This is a genomic window from Halomonas sp. WWR20 (genome assembly GCF_054602495.1).
In genome coordinates, this window is sequence record NZ_JBTRHR010000012.1 from 44,796 (window position 1) to 69,014 (window position 24,219).

Genomic DNA, 24,219 nt, shown 5'->3' on the forward strand with positions numbered 1-24,219 from the left:
AAGCGCCACAAGTGGTGACGTTTATTGCGCCGTACCGGCGCGTTGCTTCAGCGTGTCTCCTGCCGCCAGCCAGTCATCGACCAGAGCCTGATGCTCGTCAATCCATGCCTGCGCGCCCTCGGCGGCGTCTCCTGCCTGCTCGATGGTGGCCATCAGGCTGCCCAGCGAATCGTCATCCATCTGCCAGGCATTCAGCACGGCGGTCAGCCAGGGATCGTCCTCGCCGAAGCCTTGGCGGGAAAACCAGTAGATGGCCTCGTTGTCGCCATAAAGATTCTTCGGATCCTCGAGGTACTTGAGGTCGTACTCGGCAAAGGCCCAATGCGGGCTCCACAGTGTCACGACGATCGGCTCCTGACGCTTGTAGGCATCGTCGAGGGCGGCCATCATCGCCGCTTCGGAGCTGCTGATCTGCTGCATGTCCAGCCCGTAGGCCTCGATGGCCTCATCGGTGAGACCGGAAATCGATGATCCGGGATCGATCCCTACGATGGTCGGTTGCCCCTGGTACTTAAAGTCGCCGGCGTGCTCGACCAGCTCGGCAATCGTGTCGATCTCGACGTAACTCGGCACGACCAGGCCCATGCCGGCGCCATCGTACCAGGCGTCGTGAACCGCAATGCGCTCATCATAGGGTTCGAGAAAGGCCGCATCCGTATTGGGCAACCAAGTTTCCAGCGATACATCGAAATCGCCATTGGCGACACCGCTGAACAGCGGGCTCTTGCCGACGTTGGACAGTTTGACCCGATAGTCGGCCTCGTCTTCGAGGATCAGTTTCCACATGTTGGCGACGGCGATATTCTCGGCCCAGCTCAGGGTGCCGATCGTCAATGGCTTATCCTGAGCCTGAACGGCTCCGGCAGTGGCGACGCCCAGCGTCAACAGCAAGCAAGATAACTCACGCATCACGAAATCCCTGTCGTTAGAGTGTGACTCGTTAAACACACTACGCCGCTATCGCCTGGCGCATTCATAAACGTCCTGTCACGGTGACACCCATTACCCCACCGCAACTTCGTAGCCGGTAAACTTGCGCAGATTGATGACCCCGGTATCGAGGATAAGATACTGCCCCTTGAGTCCCATCAGGGTGCCCGAGACGTCGGCTGATTTATCGAAATTGTGCGAGACGATCTTGTGCGGCGCTTCGAGTACGGGATACTCGAGCGTCACCGGCTCGGCGTCCAGTTCCCGCAGGGCATCGGCACCAAAACGTTCACGTAGTTTGGCCAGCCCTCCCGACAGGCGTTCCATCAGGCGCTCGCGTTCCTCGCGTAGATTCATCGGCGCGACGTCGCCCTTGAGCATGGCACGCCAGTTGGTGCGGTCGGCGACCTCCCCCTTGAACAACATCTCGACGAGCCCCGACTGCTGACGCGTGTCGACTTCGAGAATCGGCAGCGCCTGGATCGCGCCCTGGTCCAGCCAACGCGTGGGCAGCTGCGTCCTGCGCGTGATGCCGACCTTGAGCCCCGAGGAGTTGGCCAGATACACCACGTGCGGCTGGAAACAGTAGCGCTCGCCCCATTCGGGATCGCGGCAGGTGCCGGCGAAGAAATGGCAGGTTTCGGGTTTGACGATACATGTATCGCACTGCGCCAGCTTCTTGAAGCAGGGATAGCAATGTCCCTGTCCGAAGCTCTTGTTCGTCTTGCGCCCGCAGTGGGTGCAATGAATGGCCCCGGTATGCGTCAGATGCAGGGGCTGTCCCAGACGGGCGTTGAGATCGACCCGATGTTCACCGGCATGCAGGACATAACGTACCGGGCCGCCATCGCCGGCCGGGGTGATGGACATCTTGGTCAGGTTGCCCTGTATCACCGCTCCCTGCTCCGCCGGCTCGGGCGAAGTTGCGATCAATTCACCCACTTGATGCTGTCCCCGTCCTGGCTGCCGGCGTCCTGGCTTTTGCAATTGGCCGCTCCGATGTAGCCCACCCGCTGCTGCTCCGGCACCTTGTGTTCGGCCTCATACTTGATGACCGCTTCCAGGCACAACTCGGTCTGCTCGGGCGTCAAGCGGCGTCCGTCGGGCCACTTGCGCAACTGTACCGCCTGCTTGAGGCTTTCGTAGATGGCCGGCGTCATCTGGCCTACCATCCTGTCGAAGGTCATTTCACCCATTGCATTTTCTCCACGTTCGATTCACCCCGCGCCCCACCACCCGCCCGGCTCGGGCAGCAGGAGGCTCCTGTCAGGCGCGGCGGCGAGTATACAGCCAGCCCAGCACCAGCCCCACCAGTAGCCCCCCCAGATGCGCCTCATTGGCTACATTGCCAAAGCCTACCGTCCCGGCCATGTCGGTCATGGTGAACAGCATCCAGATCAGCATGAAGACTACCAGCATCTGCGGGACGAAGAAGCCACTTTGCGGCAATCGTCGCGACATCAGCCAGACATAGCCCAGCAGAGCGTAATCGACGCCGGACATCCCACCGAACAGCACCGTTCCGGTAGCGTACTGGGCAAGATTGGACAGCAGCGCGCCGACGCCCACTACCAGCAACAGACGACCTTTGCCCTGCAGCGTCTCGATCTGGCGGCCGAAATACCACAACCACAGCATGTTGAAAATCAGATGCATCCAACCAAAATGCAGCAGTGCCGGCGTCAGCAGACGCCAGACTTCGCCGCCGCCAAGCGTATGGTCGAGCAGATTGCCGATCCACATCTGATCTTCGGCAATGATGACCGGCACGATGGTCAACCGCAGGACCACGGCATCGCCCCAAACGGCCAACAGCCCAAACACGGCCAGACACATGGCGATCAGCAGCGCAGTGAGCGGGGCCTGCATGAAGGCTCCGCCGACAATTCCCCGGGTGGGTTTGGGACGCGTCCCGCTGAGTGACAGGGGCTCGCCACGTTGCCAGCGCTCCAGCAGCGCCAGCATTTCATCGTGCTGTGCCGGATCGGCCAGCCAGATGACCTGCAGATCGCCTTCTTGGGTAATTCGGTGACCGATACGCTGCGCCCAGAGCGCCTGGCGCAAGGCGCTGATGTCCGCGTCCCCGGGCAATTGTAGAACCTTGTACATGCTGTCGTTTCCTTGCTCCATGTCCATCCGGCTCAACCGACGGGACGGCAGCTCTCAGAGGTAAACGCAGGACGCAAAAAAAGAAGTCCGGCGGAGAGAGCCGCCGGACAATGAGCAAGGGATCATTCAAGGGAACACTTGCTATGACGCGTCCGACGCTCTCGAGTTCCATGCGATTGGAAATTTTTTCGACTTTTTTGCTCTAAGCGCTATCCGACACCTAACGTCTCTAACGATATCTTCCGACGCCCCTCAATCGACATCGATTTCCCAGGGCCGCGGCCGGGCCTGCTCGTTGCGGTGCACCCGGATCCACACGAAGCGGCTAGCATCCAACTGCGCCTCACCATCCCAACGATAAGCGACCAGGCGTCCGTACTTGACCGCACTGTAATCGAGGCAGGCAATGTTGGGAGCCGGTAGCGCGGGAATCCCTTCACACCAGTAATGCCCGACGAACAGCGGCGGCTCCTCGGGCCCATAATAGGCCAGGCGCGCCTTTTCCTCTTCGCTGAGCGCGCGATCCTCCAGCTCGCCCGGCAGATTGTCGGGCTGGAAGACCACGTCGCCATATGTTTGCGGGGTACGCGTCCAGAAATGGGTGCGGAACGTCTGTCGGGTAAATCCATCGCCGGAGTGAATCTGCATCCCCGCAGGCAGGCGCAGATGGACGCCGCGGGTCAGACGGTCCAACACATGGTAGGCAAAGCTGTCGTGACGGACCGACTCGATCAGGAACGCCTCATCCATGCACCCATCGGGAAAACGCGCCATGAACGCCTCGACCAACGGCGCATCCCAGCAGGCATGTACCACGCGCAGGCCATCGCGTTCCAGGCACAAAGGGATGCGCATGAACCAGTCGAGATACTCCTCCCATTCATCGGGATGCTGACGAAACTGCTCGAGGGTTTCCTGAATGACGCGATTATGGCGCGGCGAATGTTCGCGCAACCAGCCTTGGCCCGAACCGGGCGGCCCCTGACGGCAATAGGCCAGGGCATTGTATTCGTGGTTGCCCATGACGATGAAGGCCTCGCCGGCATCGACCATGTGCCAGGCGATCGACAGCGCCAGGCGGATTCGCGGACCGCGATCGATAAGGTCGCCGAGAAAGATGACCTTGCGGCGCGGGTGACGGTAAACCCCGTTCTGCTGGTGATAGCCCAGCTTTTCCAGCAGGGTCGCGAGTGTACTGCCGCAACCATGTACGTCGCCGATTAGGTCATAACCTTCGATTGCGCCGGTCATGCTCATGTCGTTCTCCCCGGTCTCACTCGCCTAGCCGACTGCTCCAGCCGAGCTTGGTGCGACAGGTTTCGAAATAATTGTGTCCGCGGGGATGGATCAGCTTGAGTCGATGCGGCTTGCGGCGCACGTATAGAATGTCGCCCGGCTTGGAGACGACCTGTGTCTGCCCGTCACAACTTACATGCGGATAGGCCTGGTTGGTCTCGCCGATATGCACCTTGATCTCGCTGGCCGCATCGACCACGATCGGCCGGCTCGACAGGGTGTGCGGGAACATCGGCACCAGGGTGATCGCTTCAAGCTTGGGATGCACGATCGGGCCGCCCCCGGAGAGCGCATAGGCCGTCGAGCCCGTCGGGGTGGCAATGATCAGCCCGTCGGAGCGTTGGCTGTAGACGAACTGCCCTTCGATGAACAGCTCGAACTCGATCATTCTCGCCGCCTTGCCAGGATGAATGACCACGTCATTGAGGCCCTCTGCCGTCCCCACCAAGCGCCCGTCGCGATAGACTTCGGCATCCAGTAGAAAACGCTCCTCGCTTTCGTACTCGCCCGCCAGCACATCGCCGACCTTCTGCTCCACCTCATCCGGGGAGATGTCGGTAAGAAATCCCAGGCGACCACGATTGACGCCCAGCACCGGCGTGCCAGTACGGCACAAGGCCCGAGCAGCTCCCAGCAGGCTGCCATCGCCGCCCACCACGATGACCAGATCGCATATTTCTCCCAGCATGCGCCGGCTGGCTTCCTGCTGGCCGTGATTGAGCAACACGGTCGCCGTGCGCTCCTCGAGAATCACGTTCAGATGGCGAGCGTTGAGAAAACGGATCAAACGCTTGAGGGTCTCCACCACCTTGGCGCTGCCGAGCCGGCCGATCAAACCGATATTCTTGAACTGCTCCATGGATGTTCTCTCCGGCGTCGCGGCCTGCCATTATGCGGACTCGCGTGTACACGGGCAAACCTCGCATCGCCACGTAATAGCGTCGCCTACCGGAATTTAAGCGCATTGAATCTTGTCGCGGCGTTACGCAGACTGCGGACACTCTCACTTGCGACCGACTCGCCCATGTCCGATAACGCCATACTGTCAGCCGTCTCGGCATCGCTGGCGCTCGATCTGGAGCGCCTCTATCATCCGCTGGTGCGGGATCTGGCTTGGCTGCTGCATGCCCCGGATCTGCTGAGTACTCGCTACCCCGGCCGGCCTCCCCTCGCCGAGCTGGGCTTGGCGGACCCCTCGCGACGCATGGACTGGCTGAAGGACCTGGAGCAACAGCCAGGCGAATTGGAGCACTACGTTAGCGCCAGCCTGCACGGACGGCTCGGACTTTATCATGAACGGCTGTGGCAGTTTATGCTGGACCATGCTCCCTCGACCCGGCTGCTGGCCCATAATGTGCCGGTGCGCGAGGCGAGGCGCACCTTGGGCGAGCTGGATCTGCTCTATGTGACGGAAGATAGCGCCATCGTTCACCTTGAGGTGGCCCTCAAATTCTATCTCGGCCTGCCCGAGGGACCGGGCAACCCAAGCGATCCGGCCCGTTGGATAGGCCCTGGTAGCGTCGACTCACTCGCCATCAAGACCCAGCGAACGCTGACCCATCAGTTACCGCTCGCGCGACAGCCGCAGGCTACAGCCGCACTCGAGGAAATATTATCGACGCATACAGGTCCGGCATGCGCGTTGCGGCAGCGCCTTGCCATGCCTGGCGTCCTCTTTCAACGCTGGCAGCAGAACATTCCCGCACCTGACGGAGCCGCTGACGGCGCCCTTTACGGCCATTGGCTGCCCGTCGACGAATGGCCGGCACTGCGCGCCGCCCTGCCGGGTTTTGAGCATGGCGCGCGGCTTGGCAAACCGCATTGGCTAGCGCCGCCGCGTATTGAAACCCTGCTTGACTGCGAGGCGCTGGAGGAAAGCCTGATCCAGCACTTTTTGCGCTGGCGCGCCCCCTGTCAGCTTGTCCTGTACCGACCGCCTGGCGAGTGGCTGCGGCTCTTTGTGGTCGGCTCATGCTGGCCCGACAGCCTCCCCCTGCCACCACACTAGCGTCCTTGCCGCCAAAGCCCCCTAGGCGGTCCCTTTAAAAGCGACATGATGTCATGCCACGGCCCGATATTGCTCACGGCGCTTTGCCCACCATTCATTGAGCAACAGCGACATCACGATTATTAAACCGCCGAGGCCCAGGCGGGCAAGATCCGCTTCACGATTCCAGAACAGCAGGTTGACCAGCAAGCCAGCCGGAATCAGCGCGTTGTTCATGATCGCCAGAGCCCCGGCGTCGACGCGGCAGGCGCCCTTGTTCCACAAAAAGTAGCCCAGTCCGGAGGCGACCAGACCCAACCAGCCGAGGATGCCCCATTGCAATGCGCTGGTGGGCAGGCGCGTCGTATCGCCGAACAGCAGGAAGGTGGGCAGCACCAGACATAGAGCGCCGAGGAAAAACCAGCCGAACAGGCTGCGCTGAGGAATCTCGCGATGAGAGCGCGCCATCAGCTGGCGATACCCGACCTGGCCGAGGGCAAAGCATAAGTTCGAGCCCTGCACGACCAGAAACCCCCACCAGAAACCGCTGTCCACGCCCTGATAGCGAATCACCGCAGCTCCCAGCACGGCAACGGCCGCCGTAAGCAGATAAAATGGAGAAAAACGGCCTATCAGCAGGTCGTTGAGCAGCGTGATATAGACAGGCGTAAAGATGGTGAACAGCAGGACTTCCGGAACGCTCAGCAGCAGAAATGATTGATAAAAGCAGATATACATCAACCCGAGCTGCACTGCCCCGATAGCCATCAATGACAAGGCCATCCGGCTGCCCACCGCTCGAAATCGCAGAAACGGCAGGAAAATGACCGTCGCCAGCACGACTCGGGTAAGTACGGCAAAATAACTATCCACCTGACCAGACAGATAGACGCCGATCAGGCTGAAGGAAAACGCCCACAGCAGCGTGACCCCTATCAGGTAATTCATTTAGTAAACCCTAACTGGAAATAAAGTTGACTCCCATTATACGCATAACGCAAAGCCTGCCCACTATACGTGCCTTGCAGTTTGAATCCCGCTCGGGAGAAGGTTCTCATTGCGCCTGGTCGGGTAAAGGCCATGGCGAGGTCGAAGTCGTGCGCTCCGGCAACCAGTTGCGTTTTTATGAAAGCGGCCGGTTCTTCATCGATCCCTCAATGTCGCAGCAGCCCTGCGCCTCATCTGGCGTGCCCTTTCGTAATGTCTATCGCTGGGAACTCGGCGAGCAGCGCATCGGACTCTATCACGAGCGGCGTGGCGAGACGCATGCCGTATGGTTATTCGACCTGGTCCCGGATCTTGACGGCGAAGGTCTGCATAGCGAGAAGGCTCACCGCTGCGCGGCGGATGAATACTCGGCCCGCCTGGGGCTCGTTGAGGAAGGATTCTGGCTTGAATGGCGAATTCACGGGCCGCGCAAGAACGAAACCCTGCGCTATCGCTACACCCGCATATGATAAACCCTCATCCCGTGGCCGGGATGAGGGCATAACGAGCACCGACCTGCCGGTATCAGCGAGTGGCGATCACCCATACGGCGTGAATGATGCCGGGAATGTAGCCCAGCAGGGTCAGCACGACATTGATCCAGAAGTGCATCCCCAGGCCCACCTGGAGAAATACCCCGACGGGCGGCAGCAGAATGGCCAAAATAAGACGAACGATATCCATGTCAACATCTCCTTTTTCTACTCGAAATCTGCCCGGGCTGTTGCCCGGCCAACCTTATTCTCGTTACGAACAACCGTACATTGCGACTGTCGTCACTTACACCTGCAAACAGCGCTTATGAGCGGGCATTGCCGTCATCACTGTCGCCCTTTTCAGCATCCCGACCATGGGCCGCGGGGTCAATCTTCTGCTGCAAGCCCTTCGCTCCCTTTGCCAGTTGGTCATGGTGACGTTCCCAGTCTTCCCAGTCGTGCGGCGTGCCGCTATGTGGCCGCTTGGAAGACGACTCAAGAGCCCTCGCCCACGCCTGCTCCTCCAGGGTCACCGGCTTGTCATCTTCCCTGTCGGGATCGATCCCTTTTTTGGCCAGATATTCACGAGCATCCATAACGTTTCTCCTCGTGTTGGCGCAGTCGGTTGATCACTGCCGGCACGCAACCGATGGCACATAGTGTAGATAGGATGGCCATTTTTTGCCTGCCCACCCATCAATATCAATCGAGCGTTCACTCTCATGATATCACTTCGCATGCGTGCTCCACGGATGTGACTCTATCACCGCATCACAAAACGACTCATTAGAAATCACCCAAGACAACAAATTAGAAAATCGCCAAGGGCGATAAGTTCCTCGCATCGGAGCATCATCGTCGTGAAGATTGTGTCGAGAGGTTAAGCATGCGCCCCGTTAAGGCACAACCATGCGCTACCGTCAGCAGTCGATCAGGCCCCGTCAACAATCCTTGTTTCGCTGTCCTCGGTCTGAACTATGCTGAACTCAATCAGCACCATGGCGGTTGCGACTGCTGTCGTTGAGCAAGGGAATGACTGAAAATGAAGTCACTGCCGCGCCCCGTATAAGAACGCACGCGGATCAAGGCTCCCAGGCAAAAGGGCTCTCGGAGCGCTGCGACGATCACCTCTGGCAGGAGACGTTATTATGGCGACTCATCCCCCCATGACCGTTGGCGAGATCATGTCCCGTGACTGTTATCGCGTGACGGGAACCACCTCGGTCGCCACTCTCGTCACCGGCCTTGCGCGGCACCGTCTACCCGGCATTCCCGTAGTCGACGAACGCGATCACCTTGTCGGCTTCATCTCCGAGCAGGACGTGCTAGCCAAAGTGCTCGACAGCGCCTACCACGACAGCCGGCCTGCGCTGGTGCACGAACTGATGCGCCATGAGGTTCTTACCGTGACTGCAGACAAGAGCATCGTCGACCTGGCCCAGGAAATGCTCGGCAATAAGCCCAAGGTATATCCGGTCGTCAACAACGCTCGGTTAATCGGCATCGTCACTCGCCACGACGTGCTCGGGGCGCTTTCGTCGGGGCGACTCAAAGTCTAGGCAGGCGTTGAAGACATAAAAAACCGCCGCGCATAAAGCGCGGCGGACAAGATCGAGAACAGAAGCTCAAGACGATACATTAGCGACTGCCAATAGATGTCTCTTATCTATTCAGACCCCGCAAATACGAAAAGTTCTCTTCTGACGGGAATTTTTTTCATTTGGCTAAGCGTCCCTTCTATCCTGTTGCCCCAACCGCACGACATTGTGTGGATTTTGGCTTGCCTGTTTCCCGACAGATTCATTATGATCATGGCATCGGGCGGGTATAGCTCAGTTGGTAGAGCATCAGCTTCCCAAGCTGAGGGTCGTGGGTTCGAATCCCATTGCCCGCTCCAATTTCTTAATGCAATTCAGCGGCTTGCAGCATCGCCCCATCGTCTCGATTGAATCGCTCCGGTCCAGTGTGACCAGAACGTGACTTTCCGATCTTCTCCACGGACTCTCTCACCGCCGCCGGATTGACGTGAGCGTAAATCTCCGTGGTCCTTACCGACGCATGCCCTCACGTTTCGCTAGCTCACCGTGGCAGCGCACCATTCCGACGAACCAGGATTCGAAGTGCCTTAGGCGATCAAGTCAGCACCGAGATGCGGCCAAGGTCAGCGGAGGTTAAAGCAGACACGTACGCAGTCGTTGAAATTTGTCGGCATGATTCCCTGCGATCACTTCAATATCGGCTATGAACCGTAGCATGAGCGTAACTCGTCTCAGTCTAAACAGTGCCGCAACATCGCTCCTACCCAACCGTCAATAAGTTAGTTCAATCGATACGATGAATTCAATTTATTTTTATAAGGTACCGGCAGCTCTCATACTGTGCTCAAAGTTAGCTTGCTAATAAATTCCGCAAGTTAACAATGATGCCAGGAGCATTGAAATGAGAAGTTTGCTACCGATGCAAGTGATTGCTGCTGTTTCCCTAGCCGTTCTCCTACCTGTCGCAGCTAATGCCAGCTGTGCCTATCAGGGAGAGACCCATGCTCAGCAGTCATCTAATACACAATCAGCATCTACAGAGTCGGCTCATAAAACCCACCATGGTAACGACGCGAGCCATGCCATGGCGGTTACCACAGGATTCGCTGAAGGCGGTCAGCGCCAGCATAGCTCGGAAGAATCTGCTTTCGCGTCACAACAAGAGGCACAAGACAACAACTTCACCAATACCCTTGATCCGCTCGAGCCTGGGTATATGTGGTGGCAGTAACTACGTCACGCAACACGCATGCCCCCCGGCCCTAATGGGCCGGGGGGCATGCGGACAAAATACCCCTTGCCTCTTGCGCGCCACTTGACCCGCTAGCGGCTTCTTACTGATGTCATGACTCATATGCACCGGAGCCAGGCCCCCGCCGAAGGAGCGTCTGACGCCGCCTAGCTCAAGCTCAGATCTCTTGCGGCCCTCTGCGTATCATCCGCCAGACGCTTTCGCGAAACCCCTTGGCATCCGGGTCACCCTCTTCCAGGCATTCGAGTTCGAAGTTCGGCGCGAACAATCGCCGCACCTCCTCGGCACTGACAGAGTAGGGCGGCCCCTGGCCAGACTCGCCATCGTGGGTCAGGCTTATCAGCAGCCCGCCTGCGCCAGGGGGTAACAACTGAGCAAGGTGGAAGGCGTAACGCTGCCGCGTGGCGGGCGGCAAAGCGATCAGCGCCGCTCGATCATAGAAAGCTGACAGTTCCGCCGCCTGTGCAATATGCACGTGGAAAAAGTCACCGCACCACAGCTCGACGTAGCCCTGCCGATAGCAGTCGAAATACCCTTGACGATAGCGCGTCACCTCTCCCTGGCCTTCGCCAAGGAACTGCTCGATGGCAATTCTCGACAGCTCGATCCCCAGCACGGGATGGCCGTGCTCGGCCAACCAGCGCATATCGAGGCTCTTGCCGCACAGCGGCACCAACACCTTTTCCGCCGGTGCAGTGCCAAGCTGCGGCCAATAGCGCTCAAGCGCCGCATGCGGTGCCTCGAGATGAAAACCGGTACGCCCCTCGCGCCAACGTTCGAGCCACTCCTCACCCGCCATATCGTCTCCCTCGCAGACCGCACATCCTCAGAACCAACGGTCGCGTCTTTTACGTCGACGCGGCAGATGGGGGACGATCAGGCCCAGGATCAGGCCGGCGCCGGCCACCCCGCCGCCATACATGAAATAGCGCATCAGCAGATCCTGCTCCTGCGTATCCAGGCGCGCCTCGAGATTGCGGATGGTTTGCGTGGCCTGAGAACTCTGGCGATCAAGCTCTGCGTTGCGTGACTCCAGCTCGGCGATACGCTCCTGGCGGACCTGCAGCGTATCGGTCATGGTACTGACGCGCTGCTCCCACTCGTCATTGATACCCTCGAGCTCGGCGCTCAACGCTTCTACCCGGGCCTGCAACTCGGGTAAGCGCTCCTGCACGCTTTGTATCTGTTGCAGGTCCTGCGTCAACACCCACACTTCCTCGCCCTCCTCGCTGCGGACACGGCTGTAGTCGCCACTGTTTTCCAGCAACGTGACTCGATCACCGCTGGTCAGCGTTCCCACGATGCGATACTCATCCGTCGGGCCACTGCGTACGAAAGTCGTCAGGTCATCGGATACCCAGCGGGCCGTCTGAGCCTGAGCATGGCTATTCAGGGCCAGCGCTCCAAGCGCCAGACCGATCATTACGTGTTTGATTCTTCGCATGTCGTCGTGTTCTTCGAAACTCATGGTTGTTGGCTCATGGAGCGTTGACGTCGTCGACGATAAGACAAACGGCGGACCTCCTGTCCACTCGCACACTGTGTTCTGTCATCCACACTTTCTGTGGATAAGTCTTGGGAAAACGTCACAATGAACAGCCCGTGACGCCGAAACGTCTGCCCCCGGCACAGATTGAGCAAAAATTAACCAACTGGGCTGCAGGTGCCTTACATAACGCAACATTAGCGTTTAATCAAACAAAACAGCGGTTTAGCACGTTCGTTCAGTTTGCACCAAGGCTTTTATGGCGTACCTCGGTGGCAGTTGTCCAAGGAGCGCCGCCTCAACTGTCATCGCGTGGAGGCCAGGACATGGGCCGCGGGAATTCCGCTACCTTGCCTTCCATCTTGACTGCCTTGGGTGTCCCCTCGCGCTCGACTTCATCGATGCGCACAATGGCATTCAACGGAATATAGCTGCGGTTCACTCCGTCGAAGGTCCGTCGCAATTTTTCCACCGTAGGGTCGACTACCACTTGAGACGCTTGATCGAAGACGAAGGCCTCAACTTCGATGAATCCCCAAAGATCGCTCTGAAAGATATCCCGGGCATAGAGCTCCCAGACTTCTCCCTGATTATGGAACACTACCCGATAGATCGGCTTCGACGCCATGATGCCCCGCTCTTTGACTGCACTTGCCATGAAAAATGCCAGTGCGCCGGCTGTCGAACGACCCCGGCGCCGCTTAGACGCGCAAGAATACCACAGCCCTTCCATCAGTAGCCCATCAGGGCGCCGCAGAGTCCGGCAAGCGATCCGGCCCAGCGAGAGCTGGCTCCCACCACGACTCATCCGTATAATTAGCCCTCTTATCCCGTTCGCCACGGGGACACATCCCCGGGCACACGCTGACACTCACTCTCAATCACGGACATGTCGGGCGCCACGCGTCGCGACGCTATCGGTATGACGAAAAAACTCTTCATCAAGACTCACGGCTGCCAGATGAACGAGTATGACTCTGCGCGTATGGCGGATCTGCTCGGCGAATCCCACCAAATGGAGCTGACCGACGACGAGCACGAAGCCGACGTCATTCTGCTCAACACCTGCTCGATCCGCGAAAAAGCGCAGGAGAAAGTTTTCCATCAGCTTGGCCGCTGGAAGAAGCTCAAGGAGCACAAGCCCGGCCTGGTGATCGGGGTCGGTGGCTGCGTGGCCAGCCAGGAAGGCGACAACATACGCAAGCGTGCCCCCCACGTCGACATGGTCTTTGGACCGCAGACGCTACACCGAGTGCCCGGCATGTTGGACGCCCGTAGACTCAACGTCGATTCGATTTCGATGGTCGATGTGACGTTCCCTGAGATCGAAAAGTTCGACCACCTGCCCAAGCCGTCCTCGGATGGCGCCACGGCATTCGTCTCGATCATGGAGGGCTGCTCTAAATACTGTACCTTCTGCGTGGTGCCCTACACGCGTGGCGAAGAGGTCTCGCGCCCCTTCGAGGCGGTCATGGAGGAAGTTATTCATCTTGCCGACCAGGGGGTCCGCGAGGTCAATCTGCTGGGCCAGAATGTCAACGCCTATCGCGGCCTGAATCAGTTGGGTGATGAGATCGACCTGGCCGAGCTGATCAGCTGTGTAGCGGCGATCGACGGTATTGACCGCATCCGATTCACCACCTCGCATCCGGTCGAATTCACCGACAGCCTGATCGAGGCTTACGGCGAAATCCCCGAACTGGTCAGCCATCTGCATCTCCCGGTACAGTCCGGTTCCGATCGGATTCTGGCGGCCATGAAGCGCGGCCACACGCGCGACGAATATATCGACAAGATGGAGCGTATCCGCGCGCTGCGCCCCGACATCAGTTTCTCGTCGGACTTCATCATCGGCTTTCCCGGCGAAACCGAGCAGGATTTCCTCGATACCCTGGAACTGATCCATCAGATCGGTTTCGATGCCTCGTTCAGCTTCGTCTATTCTGCACGCCCCGGCACCCCGGCGGCGCAGCTTCCCGACGAGACGCCGGAAGCCGTGAAGAAGCAGCGTCTGGCCATTCTTCAGGAGCGCATCAATCAGCAGGTAATGCAGATCAGCCGGCGGATGGTGGGCAATACCGAACGCATCCTGGTCACCGGCTTCGCGCCCAAGGACCCCGGTCAACTCTCGGGCCGTACCGAAAACAACCGGGTGGTCAATTTCAGTGCACCCAACCCGACCGACCTGATCGGACATTTCGTCGATGTCGAGATCACCGAAGCTTTGCCTCACTCACTACGCGGCGAACTCGCCTCCCCCACGCTATATTAATCTATACAGGGCTGTCCGCGTCGGCAGGCCTGTCTCAATCATTGCCCCGGCCCATGTCGGGGCAGTAAGCTGGCCACTCACTTGCAACGCACGGACTCCTACGACTTGAGCCAGAACAGTTCTCAGGCAAATCGCATCATCACTCTGACCCTTGAGCCCAATGACCCCATGCGGCTGGCCAATCTCTGCGGCCAGCAGGACGAGCACCTGAAACTCGTCGAATCACGTCTGGGCGTTACCCTGCGCAACCGAGGCAACACCTTCCAACTCGCCGGCCCCGGCAGTCGAGTCAAGGCTGCGGCCAATGTCCTCGAACATCTGTATCGCGAGGCGGAAGCCAGCGACCTGATGCCGGATACTGTGCACCTGTTTCTGCAGGAATCGGGGCTTGAAGCACTCGAGGAGGAAGACGATCAGGACGATAGTGAAGCGGGAGGCGTCATCCTGCGCACGCCACGCGCCCTGATCAAGCCTCGCGGGCTCAATCAGCAAAGCTATGTCTCGAGCATTCGCAAACACGACATCAATTTCGGTATCGGGCCAGCGGGGACCGGTAAGACCTATCTCGCGGTGGCCGCCGCCGTCGAGGCGCTCAATCAGCAGGAAGTCCGCCGCATCCTGCTGGTGCGCCCGGCCGTGGAGGCCGGCGAAAAGCTCGGTTTCCTGCCGGGGGATCTGGCGCAGAAGATCGACCCTTACCTGCGTCCGCTGTATGACGCCCTATATGAAATGCTGGGCTTCGAACAGGTCGGCAAATTGATCGAACGGCAGGTCATCGAGGTGGCACCGTTGGCTTACATGCGCGGCCGCACCCTCAATAATGCCTTTATCATTCTCGATGAAAGCCAGAACACCACCCGCGAGCAGATGAAGATGTTCCTGACTCGCATCGGCTTTGGCTCCACGGCAGTGATTACCGGTGACGTTACCCAGGTTGATCTGCCGCGCGGTTCCAGCTCTGGCCTGATCCATGTCATCGAGGTATTGAAGGAGACGCCGGGAATCGGTATGACCCACTTCGCCGCCAAGGATGTGGTACGCCACCCGCTGGTTCAGCGGATTATCGAGGCCTACGATATCTTCGAGGCGGACGAGGAGGAGCAGACTCGCCGGCGAAAGCTGGAGCGAGAGCAGACCCGCCGCGAGGAGCAGGCGCGCCGCGATGCGGCCAACGGTCTCGCGCCGCGTCAGGACGATACCTCCTCATGAGTCTGGACGCCGCTATCGACCGCCAGGTGGCGGTCGACGAGGCCAGCGCGGTATTTCTACCCACCCAGGCCGAACTCACCGCCTGGATAGCAGCCGTCCTGGCGCGCCACCCCGACGAAACCCGTCAGGAATTGACGGTTCGCTTCGTGGAACCCGACGAGAGCCAGACGCTCAATCGCGACTATCGCCACAAGGACAAGCCCACCAATGTGCTGTCCTTTCCCTTCGAGGCACCGCCGGGCATGGACGTGCCGCTGCTGGGCGACCTGGTGATCTGCCATGCCGTGGTGGTGCGCGAAGCTGAAGAACAGCACAAGGCACTACGCGATCATTACGCCCATATGATCATCCATGGCAGCTTGCATTTGCTGGGTTACGACCATATAGATGACCGGCAGGCCGAAGAGATGGAGACCCTGGAGCGTGAGCTTCTCGGGGCATTCGGTATCGCCGATCCCTATGCGGCAGATAACTGATGCGAAGGTTCTTCTGGCGCGATTCATGCCGATCTTCGCAATTCACCACGAGGACATGAGACCAGACGCATGAGCGAAGACCGATCGAGCGGCCAGGGCGGCAAGTCCTGGCTCGACAAATTGTTCAGCGCCTTCTCCAGCGATTCCGACGAACCCAGCTCCCGCGACGAGCTACTCACCTTTCTGCGCGAAGCCGGTGCACGTCTGAGGCTCGATCAGGATGCCCTGACAATCATCGAGGGCGCCTTCCAGATTAGTGACCAGCAGGCCCGCGAGGTCATGATTCCACGCTCACAGGTCGCTGCCATTCCCGTCGAACAGCGCCCCGAAGATTGCCTGCCGATCATTCTCGAAACGGCACATTCGCGGTATCCGGTCATCGGTGAAAATCTTGATGAGGTCATCGGCGTGCTGCTGGTCAAGGACCTGTTGCCGTTGCTCAAGGCCAACCCGCAGGAGCGTGAGTCTTTCCAACTCAAGGACGTGCTGCGCCCCGCCATGTTCATTCCCGAATCCAAGCGTCTGAACAGTCTGCTCAAGGAGTTTCGCGACACGCACAACCATATGGCGGTCGTGGTGGATGAATACGGCGGGACGGCGGGGATCGTCACCATCGAGGATATTCTCGAGCAGATTGTCGGCGATATCGAGGATGAACACGATATCGAGGAGGACGACGACATACGCAGTCTGGGAGACGGCACCTACGCTATTCGAGCCCTGACACCGATCGAGGATTTTAACGATCGCTTCGATACCGACTTCTCCGACGAAGAGTTCGATACCGTCGGGGGGTTGGTCATGCAGCGTTTCGGTCACCTGCCACGCCGCAGTGAGTACGCCGATCTCGGCGACTGGCGATTTACCGTTCTCAATGCCGATAATCGCCGCATTCGCCTGCTGCAAGCCTCCCGGGTTCCCGACGAGGAACATCAGCTGGACACTCAGGAGCCCTAAAGACGATTGCATATCACCTGCGGACTCCATCCCGCGAGAGGTGATTTTCCCGGCAACTCTGGTATAAGGGGCACGTCTGTCAAGGAGTGCCCCTATGCCCTCGCGTTCCGTTTCACTCTTATACTCTCGCCCCTGGGTGGGCTATGTTGTCGCCCTGCTGGCAGGGGTGCTGACCACACTGACCTTTGCGCCGTTCTATCTATGGTGGCTTGGCCCCATTGCCGTGGGCCTGACCTATGCCGGCCTGCATCGACTGACACCGGGGCAGGCGGCTCTGCATGGCTGGAGTTACGGCCTGGGACTGTTCGGTTCCGGAACCTCCTGGGTATATGTCTCGATTCACGATTATGGCTATACCGGCGTCCCGCTGGCGGTGTTGCTGACCGCATTGCTGGCCGCCTCGCTGGCGCTGTTTTATGCCGTGACGTTCTGGCTATATCGGCGCATCGCCGGCCCCCGCCTGGGGTTTCTCTCTTTCGCCGGCATCTGGGTCCTCGGCGAAGTGCTACGCACCTACCTGTTTACCGGCTTTCCCTGGCTACTGCTCGGCAGCGCCCATGTCGATTCGCCGCTGGCCCCCTGGGCCCCGGTCGGAGGTGTCTATCTACTGACCTTGATCACTGCGCTGACCGGCACTCTGGGGGCAGAAGCGCTGCATCGGCGCTGGTGGAGCGTGCTTCCTCTCGCCGTATTGTGGCTGATACCGCTACTGCTGCCGAACAACTGGACCACGCCTGCCGGTTCGCCAGTCCAGGTCGCACTTCTGCAGGGCAACCTGCCGCAGTTGAGCAAGTGGACAGTGGAGGGCCAGCGCATGGCGGCCAACACCTATACGAGGCTGACGCGTGAACAGGGAGATGATGTCGATCTGATTATCTGGCCGGAAACCGCATTGCCCATGCTTGACCATGAGGCCCGCCCCATTCTTGAGCGCCTGCAGGCCACCCTGGACCCCGACACCGCTTTGCTCACCGGCATCGTTCAGCGCGATGCTGCGGGCCGTTACTATAATGCAGTGGTCGGCGTCGGAGACGTCGAAGGCGAGTATCGCAAGGAACATCTGGTGCCGTTCGGGGAGTATCTGCCGCTGGAAAGCCTGTTGCGTGGTGTGATCGCGTTTTTCGACCTGCCCATGTCGAGCTTCTCATCGGGAGTCGCCGATCCCCGTCCGCTGCATGCCGCCGGGATAAATCTGGGCATCGCCATCTGCTACGAGATTATCTATCCCGACCTGGTGGCCAGACGTGCACGTGATGCCGACGTGTTGTTGACCGTCTCCAACGACACTTGGTTCGGCCGCTCCATCGGCCCCCTGCAGCACCTGCAGATGGCCCGGCTGCGCGCCAAGGAAAACGGACGTTACGTGCTGCGCGCCACCAGCAATGGCGTCACCGCCATCATTGACCCGCGTGGTCGAACTACCGCCGTCGCCCCGCAGTTCGAAGCGACCAGCCTCGTTGGCGAGGTGACCTCCATGACGGGCACCACACCCTTCACTCGCACCGGCAGTTGGCCCACCTGGCTGCTGGCGGCACTGTTGGTGGTATCCGGGCTGAGACGGCGGCATCACAAGCCACGCAACTGAGTATGTTCTGGCATCGCAAGCATTCGGCGATGCCGGATCCCGCTCAGGAGGAGGCCGACGTCCGTTCGAAATAGCGGTGCCCGCATTGATGACACGGCTCCAGGCGAGTCACCCTGGTCAATTCCACCGGGGCGCCGCAATGTACACACGTCATACGGCCCGGCGCGGCGATCTCGCCTTCGACATAATCGGCGCGGGAAGCTTCCAGGTCCTGGGTCAGCTGTTCGCGCTCGATTACGCTGCGATCGGCAACCGAAAACAGCGCATCGGTCACGCTGCGCGACAGTACCGAAAGATCGATCCCCAGCCAGCTGGCCACGCCCGAACCGCCGGCGGCCAGATAGCGACGCAGGTCGCGCAGGTCACGCTCGACCCAGGCGCGCAATAACGCGAGTTCATCCTTGGAGAATTCTTCCAGCTCCGCCTCGAACTCCACCGCCTCATCCAGCTCACGCTGCAAGCCTTCCCAGGACAGCTCATCTGCACCGCCTTCAAGACGGGACAGCATGCGCTCATAGGCATCGCGCAACCGATGCTCCCGCTCCTGTCGTTCGCTCATAACCTTCTCCTTACCGTCGTGCTGAACCTAAATGGCGCCCCTACCTGACAGGGCAGGTCTAGGGTATGCTTGTGAACCAGCAGAAACATTGCCCCAGCCTGCTTCGCGTGGCTTTCCATGCATGGCAGAGCCGGGTGTTACCGCTCCGGTGGTGGTCGGGCTCCTCCGCCAATGATATTTCAACATTGACAGGGTCGAGCGGCTATCACCAAGAAGCCAAAGCCGAACGCAAGGTGCCAGACGAAACCGATGGATGCACAGTATACGCCCCACGCCACCGAACAAGCCGCCCAGCAATACTGGGACAAGAACCAGTGCTTCAAGGCTGTCGAAGATGCGACACGCGAGAAATTCTACTGCCTGTCGATGTTCCCCTACCCCAGCGGCAAACTGCACATGGGGCATGTGCGCAACTATACCATCGGCGACGTCATTTCCCGCTTCCAGCGTATGCAGGGCAAGAACGTCCTGCAGCCCATGGGTTGGGATGCCTTCGGCATGCCCGCCGAAAATGCCGCGATCAAGAATCGGGTCGCACCTGGCGCCTGGACCTACGATAACATCGATTACATGCGTCGCCAGCTCAAGGCGCTGGGTTTCGCTTACGACTGGAACCGCGAGTTCGCGACCTGCGATGTAGGCTACTATCGCTGGGAACAATGGTTCTTCGCCAAGCTGGTCGACAAAGGGCTGGTCTACAAGAAGATGTCCACCGTCAACTGGGACCCGGTGGACCAGACCGTGCTCGCCAATGAGCAGGTCATAGACGGTCGCGGCTGGCGTTCCGGCGCACTGGTCGAGCGCAAGGAGATTCCGCTGTGGTTTCTCAAGATCACCGACTACGCCGAAGAGCTACTGGCGGACCTCGACAAGGTCGAGTGGCCCGAGCAGGTCAAGACCATGCAGCGCAACTGGATCGGCAAATCCAAGGGCGTTGAATTGGCCTTCGACGTGCCCGGACATGCTGAGCGTCTGAGCGTCTATACCACCCGCCCCGACACCCTGCTGGGGGTGACTTACGTCGGCGTGGCCGCCGGTCACCCCCTGGCGCGGGCTGCCGCCGCAAACGATCCGGCGCTGGCCGAGTTCCTGACCGAGTGCAACCAGGGCGGCAATTCCGAGGCCGAATTGGCCACCATGGAAAAGCGCGGCATGGACACCGGCTTCAAGGCCGTGCATCCACTGACCGGCCGCGAAGTGCCGGTGTATGTAGCCAACTTCGTGTTGATGGAGTACGGCACCGGCGCGGTGATGGCGGTGCCTGCCCATGACCAGCGCGACTGGGAATTCGCCACCAAGTACGGTCTGCCCATCGAGCCGGTGATCGCCAACGAGGCAGGCGAAACGCCCGATCTGACCCAAGGCGCTTACGCCGAGCATGGCCGGCTGATCAACTCCGGTGAGTTCGACGGGCTCGATTTCCAGGTGGCCTTCGATGCCATCGCCGCCAAACTCGAAGCGCTGGGGCGCGGCGAAGTTAAGACCAACTTCCGCCTGCGTGACTGGGGAGTCGCCCGACAGCGTTACTGGGGCGCACCGATTCCTGTCAAGTACGGTCCCGAGGGCCAGACCGTGCCGCTGTCCGACGAGGAGCTGCCGGTCGAGTTGCCGATGGAGGTCGAGGTCGACGCTTCCGGCTCGCCGCTCAAGAAAATGCCGGCTTTCTATGATCTCGGTGACGGCTGGACCCGCGAGACCGACACCTTCGATACGTTCATGGAATCGAGCTGGTACTACGCACGTTTCTGTTGTGCCGACAACATGCAGGCGATGCTCGACGAACGCGCCAAGTACTGGCTGCCGGTCGATCTGTATATCGGCGGTATCGAGCATGCCATTCTGCATCTGCTCTACGCGCGCTTCTTCCACAAGCTGATGCGTGACTTCGGCCTGGTCGATTGCGATGAGCCGTTCCAGCGCCTACTCACCCAAGGCATGGTCATCGCCGAAACCTTCTATCGTGACACCGACGATGGCGGCAAGGACTGGTTCAATCCGGCCGATGTCGAGGTCAGGCGCGACGAGAAGGGGCGTCCAATCAACGCCGTGCTGATCGACGACAGTCAACCGGTGCAGATGGGCGGCATCGAGAAGATGTCCAAATCGAAGAACAACGGCGTCGATCCGCAGTCGATGATCGACCGCTTCGGTGCTGATACCGTACGCCTGTTCATGATGTTCGCCGCGCCCCCCGAGCAGTCGCTGGAGTGGTCGGACTCGGGCGTCGAAGGCGCGCACCGCTTCCTCAAGCGTTTATGGCGCCTGGTTGCCGAGCACCTCGCGGCCGGTACGCCGGGCACGCTCGATATCGATGCTCTCGACGAGAATCAGAAGGCACTGCGTCGCAAGACGCATGAAACCATCGCCAAGGCCAGTGACGATATCGGACGGCGCACCACCTTCAACACGGCGATTGCCGCGGTGATGGAACTGACCAACGTTCTCGCCAGGTTCGACGACACCACGCCCCAGGGATTGGCGGTAACCCGCGAGGCGGTGAACGCCTGCGTGCTACTGCTGGCACCGATCACGCCGCATGCCTGTCATGTGCTGTGGGCTGAGCTCGGCCACGAGGGTCCGGTCATCGATGCCGTCTGGCCCAAGGCCGACGAGTCGGCCCTGGTCAAGGACAGCCTGGAGCTGGTGGTACAGGTCAACGGCAAGGTTCGCGCGCGTCTCGAGGTCGCCACCACCGCGAGCAAGTCCGACATCGAAGCCCAAGCGATGGCCAGCGAGAACGTGCAGCGGCATATCGAGGGCAAGAGCGTGCGCAAGGTCATCGTCGTGCCCGGCAAGCTGGTCAATATCGTCGCCAATTGATGGCCCTGGCCAGGGGCGACGTCTCGTCGCCCCTGCCACAATCAGGCCATGCCGGAACGTCGCGACCGGCATGAGTCGCTTTCGGCACTTGCGCCGAGACTGCTAGGAGGCTTGCGTGAACCGCCGTACTTTCCTGCTTCATTCACTGGGCCTGGCCAGTGCTACGTTCCTGCTGTCCGGATGTGGCTTTCATCTGCGTGGCCTGGACGCTTCGGCCCCGACGCCGCCCGCACTGGATTTGCACGCCGATGCTTCTCCACTGCGCGATGTGGTGCGCGATACGCTGGAGAATGCCGAGGTGCGTCTGGACGATCAGGCCGCCATCCGGGCAAATCTCGGCGAGGAACGCATTCTTCAGCAACGCCTGACCGCCAACGATACCGGCAGCCAGGAACGGCGCCTGATCCTGCGTGCGCCCTTCTCCGTACAACGCGTCGCTGACGGCGCCTACCTACTCGACCAGCAGTGGCTGGAAGTGTCGGACACCGTTCTGGTCAGCAACGACAACCTGCTCGCCCGTGACGAACTCGTCGAGGAAGCCACGGCCCGGCTTCGCCAGGATGCTGCCCGCGAGCTTCTCAATCGCTTAAGAGCATTGAACGATTCATGAAGGTCTTCCCCGACAAGCTTGCCGAGACGCTGGCCAAACGCCTTGCGCCGATCGTCATCGTGGCGGGAGACGAACCGCTGATCCAGATGGAAGCCTGTGACGCCGTACGTGCCGCGGCCCGCAGTCAGGGTACCGAGGAACGCGAGGTGTTGCATGTCGAGAACGGCTTTCAGTGGGGCCGTCTGACCGAGTCGGCGGCCAGCCTTTCGCTGTTCGCCAGTTCCAAGCTGATCGAGCTGCGCCTGGGCGGGCAGTCGCCTGGACAGGAGGGGGGCAAGGTCCTCGAGGCTTATGCCGAACAGATCAAGGGCAGCGATAATGTGTTGCTCATCAGCGCCAGCCGGCTCGACCGTAAAGCCCAGACCAGCAAATGGTTCAAGGCACTGGACAAGGTTGGACTCTTCGTTCCCGTATGGCCGGTGGACCATCAGCGCCTGGGATTCTGGATGCGCGACCGCGCCATGCGCCATGGCCTGCAACTCGACATGGACGCGGCCCGCCTGCTGGGTGAGCGTACCGAAGGCAACCTGCTCGCCGCGGATCAGGAGCTTCAGAAACTCGCCTTGATAATGCCTCCCGGTGCTCGCCTCAACGCCGATGCCATCGCCAGCGGTGTGGAAGACAGTGCACGCTATGACGTCTTCACTCTCACCGATGCCTGCCTGCGTGGCGAACGTGAACGGGTTTCACGCATCATCCGCGGCCTGCGCGGTGAGGGCACCGAAGCGCCGGTGATCTTGTGGGCGTTGACACGCGAGCTGCGTACACTGCTTTCCCTGTATCAACACCTTGATCAGGGCCAGAGCCTGGAGCATGCCTGCAAGGCACAGCGTCCCATGATTCCCGACAAGCGGCGTCCCGCTTACCAGCAGACGTTGAATCGTTTGCCTCATCGCCGCATGCACAAGCTGCTGCTGTTTGCCCAGCGAATCGACCTTTCCCTCAAGGGCGCCATCGCCCTGCCGGTCTGGGAAGCGCTGCATGATCTGGCCTTGACCCTGGCGGGTGGGCGCGGCGTACTCGCCGAAATGCCCTACGCCTATCAAATCGCCTGAGCGCCTTTGGCAAAGCCCAGTTGCGGCTGTTCATATCGGCTCCAATGCCTGAGGAACCTTTGTCCCGTATCCGCCGCACACCGTAGAATCGTCTAAACTGGCCTAAAGGTAGCGTCCAAGGAAGGATTCCCGCATGCCCTATGACATCGTGCTCAAACGTATCTATAGTGAAATCGATCCAGCCGACGGATTCCGGGTATTGGTGGATCGTCTATGGCCACGCGGCAAGCGCCGCGACGGCCTCCAGCTCACCGACTGGTACCGAGATGCCAGCCCCTCCAATGCCCTGCGCCGCCAATGGCATCTAGGCGACATCAGCCGTGAGGTTTTTCTGCGGCGTTATCGCTGGGAACTCGAGGAGACGACGGATTGCCTGCTGCCCTTGATGCGCTGGGCGCGTCAGGACCGGCTGACGCTTCTCAGCGCCACGCGGGATCTAGAGCATTCCCACCTGCCGCTACTTCGTCAAAGCGTTCTGGACGCCTTGGCCAAGGATGATCTCGATGCGAACGGCGGTGCGTGCCTCAGCTCGCCGCCCTGCTATGCATCAATATTCGACGAGCAAGCAAACTAGCTGCGACGTTCTTTGAAATTGGCGCTGCGTACGGCGCTTAG

Annotated in this window: 26 protein-coding genes and 1 tRNA gene; 14 read left to right on the top strand and 13 right to left on the bottom strand. The window is 60.0% G+C overall.

The genetic code is table 11. From position 1 onward, the window contains the following. Positions 1-21 precede the first annotated feature (21 nt). The 6 genes from ACW4DH_RS17435 to ACW4DH_RS17460 form a co-directional block, all read right to left on the bottom strand. Complete coding sequence (locus tag ACW4DH_RS17435; RefSeq protein WP_459637677.1) at positions 22-909, bottom strand: glycine betaine ABC transporter substrate-binding protein; 888 nt, start codon at positions 907-909, stop codon at positions 22-24. A 93-nt stretch (positions 910-1,002) separates the two neighbouring features. Beyond that, positions 1,003-1,800 carry a DUF2797 domain-containing protein gene (locus ACW4DH_RS17440; RefSeq protein WP_459637717.1) on the bottom strand — a complete coding sequence of 266 codons (798 nt, stop codon included), beginning with the start codon at positions 1,798-1,800 and terminating at the stop codon, positions 1,003-1,005. Between the two features lie 59 nt (positions 1,801-1,859). Continuing rightward, positions 1,860-2,126, bottom strand: a complete 267-nt coding sequence (locus tag ACW4DH_RS17445; protein ID WP_459637678.1) for a YeaC family protein — start codon at positions 2,124-2,126, stop codon at positions 1,860-1,862. A gap of 70 nt (positions 2,127-2,196) precedes the next feature. After that, positions 2,197-3,039 (bottom strand): rhomboid family intramembrane serine protease, encoded by an 843-nt coding sequence (locus ACW4DH_RS17450; protein WP_459637679.1) that lies wholly within the window; start codon positions 3,037-3,039, stop codon positions 2,197-2,199. Between the two features lie 252 nt (positions 3,040-3,291). After that, on the bottom strand, positions 3,292-4,296 hold the full coding sequence (locus tag ACW4DH_RS17455) for a metallophosphoesterase (RefSeq protein WP_459637680.1): 1,005 nt from the start codon (positions 4,294-4,296) through the stop codon (positions 3,292-3,294). Between the two features lie 16 nt (positions 4,297-4,312). Then, positions 4,313-5,194 carry an NAD(+) kinase gene (locus tag ACW4DH_RS17460; RefSeq protein ID WP_459637681.1) on the bottom strand — a complete coding sequence of 294 codons (882 nt, stop codon included), beginning with the start codon at positions 5,192-5,194 and terminating at the stop codon, positions 4,313-4,315. Positions 5,195-5,359: 165 nt separating this feature from the next. Here ACW4DH_RS17460 and ACW4DH_RS17465 point away from each other — a divergent pair, with 165 nt between their 5' ends. Further along, on the top strand, positions 5,360-6,343 hold the full coding sequence (locus ACW4DH_RS17465) for a DUF1853 family protein (RefSeq protein WP_459637682.1): 984 nt from the start codon (positions 5,360-5,362) through the stop codon (positions 6,341-6,343). A gap of 51 nt (positions 6,344-6,394) precedes the next feature. Here the strand turns inward: ACW4DH_RS17465 and ACW4DH_RS17470 are convergent, their stop codons facing one another. Further along, entirely contained in the window at positions 6,395-7,270 is an 876-nt protein-coding gene (locus ACW4DH_RS17470; protein ID WP_459637683.1) for a carboxylate/amino acid/amine transporter, read from the bottom strand. A 26-nt stretch (positions 7,271-7,296) separates the two neighbouring features. Between ACW4DH_RS17470 and ACW4DH_RS17475 the strand changes: the two genes are divergently transcribed. Then, the gene (locus ACW4DH_RS17475) at positions 7,297-7,779 is read left to right on the top strand and encodes a DUF6314 family protein (RefSeq protein ID WP_459637684.1); all 483 of its coding nucleotides are present in this window, start codon (positions 7,297-7,299) and stop codon (positions 7,777-7,779) included. A gap of 55 nt (positions 7,780-7,834) precedes the next feature. Here the strand turns inward: ACW4DH_RS17475 and ACW4DH_RS17480 are convergent, their stop codons facing one another. Together ACW4DH_RS17480 and ACW4DH_RS17485 are read right to left on the bottom strand one after the other, a co-directional pair. After that, entirely contained in the window at positions 7,835-7,993 is a 159-nt protein-coding gene (locus ACW4DH_RS17480; RefSeq protein WP_459637685.1) for a YqaE/Pmp3 family membrane protein, read from the bottom strand. 115 nt (positions 7,994-8,108) lie between these two features. Then, entirely contained in the window at positions 8,109-8,381 is a 273-nt protein-coding gene (locus ACW4DH_RS17485; protein WP_459637686.1) for a hypothetical protein, read from the bottom strand. 552 nt (positions 8,382-8,933) lie between these two features. Here ACW4DH_RS17485 and ACW4DH_RS17490 point away from each other — a divergent pair. The 3 genes from ACW4DH_RS17490 to ACW4DH_RS17500 all read left to right on the top strand — a co-directional run bounded on the left by ACW4DH_RS17490 (position 8,934) and on the right by ACW4DH_RS17500 (position 10,554). Continuing rightward, positions 8,934-9,344, top strand: coding sequence for a CBS domain-containing protein (locus ACW4DH_RS17490; RefSeq protein ID WP_459637687.1), 411 nt, complete (start codon positions 8,934-8,936; stop codon positions 9,342-9,344). A 262-nt stretch (positions 9,345-9,606) separates the two neighbouring features. Continuing rightward, positions 9,607-9,682, top strand: a tRNA-Gly gene (locus tag ACW4DH_RS17495). Positions 9,683-10,224: 542 nt separating this feature from the next. Further along, positions 10,225-10,554: a hypothetical protein gene (locus ACW4DH_RS17500; RefSeq protein WP_459637688.1), complete on the top strand. Its 330-nt coding sequence runs from the start codon at positions 10,225-10,227 to the stop codon at positions 10,552-10,554. A gap of 178 nt (positions 10,555-10,732) precedes the next feature. Here the strand turns inward: ACW4DH_RS17500 and tmpT are convergent, their stop codons facing one another. The 3 genes from tmpT to ACW4DH_RS17515 form a co-directional block, all read right to left on the bottom strand. Further along, entirely contained in the window at positions 10,733-11,374 is a 642-nt protein-coding gene (gene tmpT / locus ACW4DH_RS17505; RefSeq protein ID WP_459637689.1) for a thiopurine S-methyltransferase, read from the bottom strand. A 27-nt stretch (positions 11,375-11,401) separates the two neighbouring features. Further along, entirely contained in the window at positions 11,402-12,043 is a 642-nt protein-coding gene (locus ACW4DH_RS17510) for a TIGR04211 family SH3 domain-containing protein (RefSeq protein ID WP_459637690.1), read from the bottom strand. A gap of 316 nt (positions 12,044-12,359) precedes the next feature. Beyond that, a complete protein-coding gene (locus ACW4DH_RS17515; protein WP_459637718.1) occupies positions 12,360-12,689 on the bottom strand; it encodes a DUF1820 family protein in 330 nt (109 codons plus the stop codon). A 294-nt stretch (positions 12,690-12,983) separates the two neighbouring features. Here ACW4DH_RS17515 and miaB point away from each other — a divergent pair, with 294 nt between their 5' ends. From miaB to lnt, 5 genes are all read left to right on the top strand, one after another. Then, positions 12,984-14,333 (top strand): tRNA (N6-isopentenyl adenosine(37)-C2)-methylthiotransferase MiaB, encoded by a 1,350-nt coding sequence (gene miaB / locus ACW4DH_RS17520; RefSeq protein ID WP_459637691.1) that lies wholly within the window; start codon positions 12,984-12,986, stop codon positions 14,331-14,333. Between the two features lie 105 nt (positions 14,334-14,438). Further along, complete coding sequence (locus tag ACW4DH_RS17525) at positions 14,439-15,542, top strand: PhoH family protein (RefSeq protein ID WP_459637719.1); 1,104 nt, start codon at positions 14,439-14,441, stop codon at positions 15,540-15,542. Beyond that, entirely contained in the window at positions 15,539-16,018 is a 480-nt protein-coding gene (gene ybeY, locus ACW4DH_RS17530; RefSeq protein ID WP_459637692.1) for an rRNA maturation RNase YbeY, read from the top strand. The genes ACW4DH_RS17525 and ybeY overlap by 4 nt, the downstream gene beginning before the upstream one ends. Positions 16,019-16,087: 69 nt before the next feature. Further along, the gene (locus ACW4DH_RS17535) at positions 16,088-16,975 is read left to right on the top strand and encodes an HlyC/CorC family transporter (protein WP_459637693.1); all 888 of its coding nucleotides are present in this window, start codon (positions 16,088-16,090) and stop codon (positions 16,973-16,975) included. A 94-nt stretch (positions 16,976-17,069) separates the two neighbouring features. Next, a complete protein-coding gene (lnt, locus tag ACW4DH_RS17540; protein ID WP_459637694.1) occupies positions 17,070-18,560 on the top strand; it encodes an apolipoprotein N-acyltransferase in 1,491 nt (496 codons plus the stop codon). 43 nt (positions 18,561-18,603) lie between these two features. Here lnt and ACW4DH_RS17545 read toward each other — a convergent pair whose 3' ends face one another. Next, positions 18,604-19,119 carry a zinc ribbon-containing protein gene (locus ACW4DH_RS17545; protein WP_459637695.1) on the bottom strand — a complete coding sequence of 172 codons (516 nt, stop codon included), beginning with the start codon at positions 19,117-19,119 and terminating at the stop codon, positions 18,604-18,606. Positions 19,120-19,368: 249 nt separating this feature from the next. Here ACW4DH_RS17545 and leuS point away from each other — a divergent pair, with 249 nt between their 5' ends. The 4 genes from leuS (at position 19,369) to ACW4DH_RS17565 (ending at position 24,178) form a co-directional block, all read left to right on the top strand. Continuing rightward, positions 19,369-21,939, top strand: a complete 2,571-nt coding sequence (gene leuS, locus ACW4DH_RS17550) for a leucine--tRNA ligase (RefSeq protein ID WP_459637696.1) — start codon at positions 19,369-19,371, stop codon at positions 21,937-21,939. A gap of 115 nt (positions 21,940-22,054) precedes the next feature. Continuing rightward, positions 22,055-22,549, top strand: a complete 495-nt coding sequence (locus tag ACW4DH_RS17555) for an LPS-assembly lipoprotein LptE (protein ID WP_459637697.1) — start codon at positions 22,055-22,057, stop codon at positions 22,547-22,549. Next, positions 22,546-23,604 carry a DNA polymerase III subunit delta gene (gene holA / locus ACW4DH_RS17560; protein WP_459637698.1) on the top strand — a complete coding sequence of 353 codons (1,059 nt, stop codon included), beginning with the start codon at positions 22,546-22,548 and terminating at the stop codon, positions 23,602-23,604. The genes ACW4DH_RS17555 and holA overlap by 4 nt, the downstream gene beginning before the upstream one ends. Positions 23,605-23,737: 133 nt before the next feature. Further along, positions 23,738-24,178 (top strand): DUF488 domain-containing protein, encoded by a 441-nt coding sequence (locus ACW4DH_RS17565; protein WP_459637699.1) that lies wholly within the window; start codon positions 23,738-23,740, stop codon positions 24,176-24,178. The last annotated feature ends 41 nt before the right edge of the window (positions 24,179-24,219 follow it).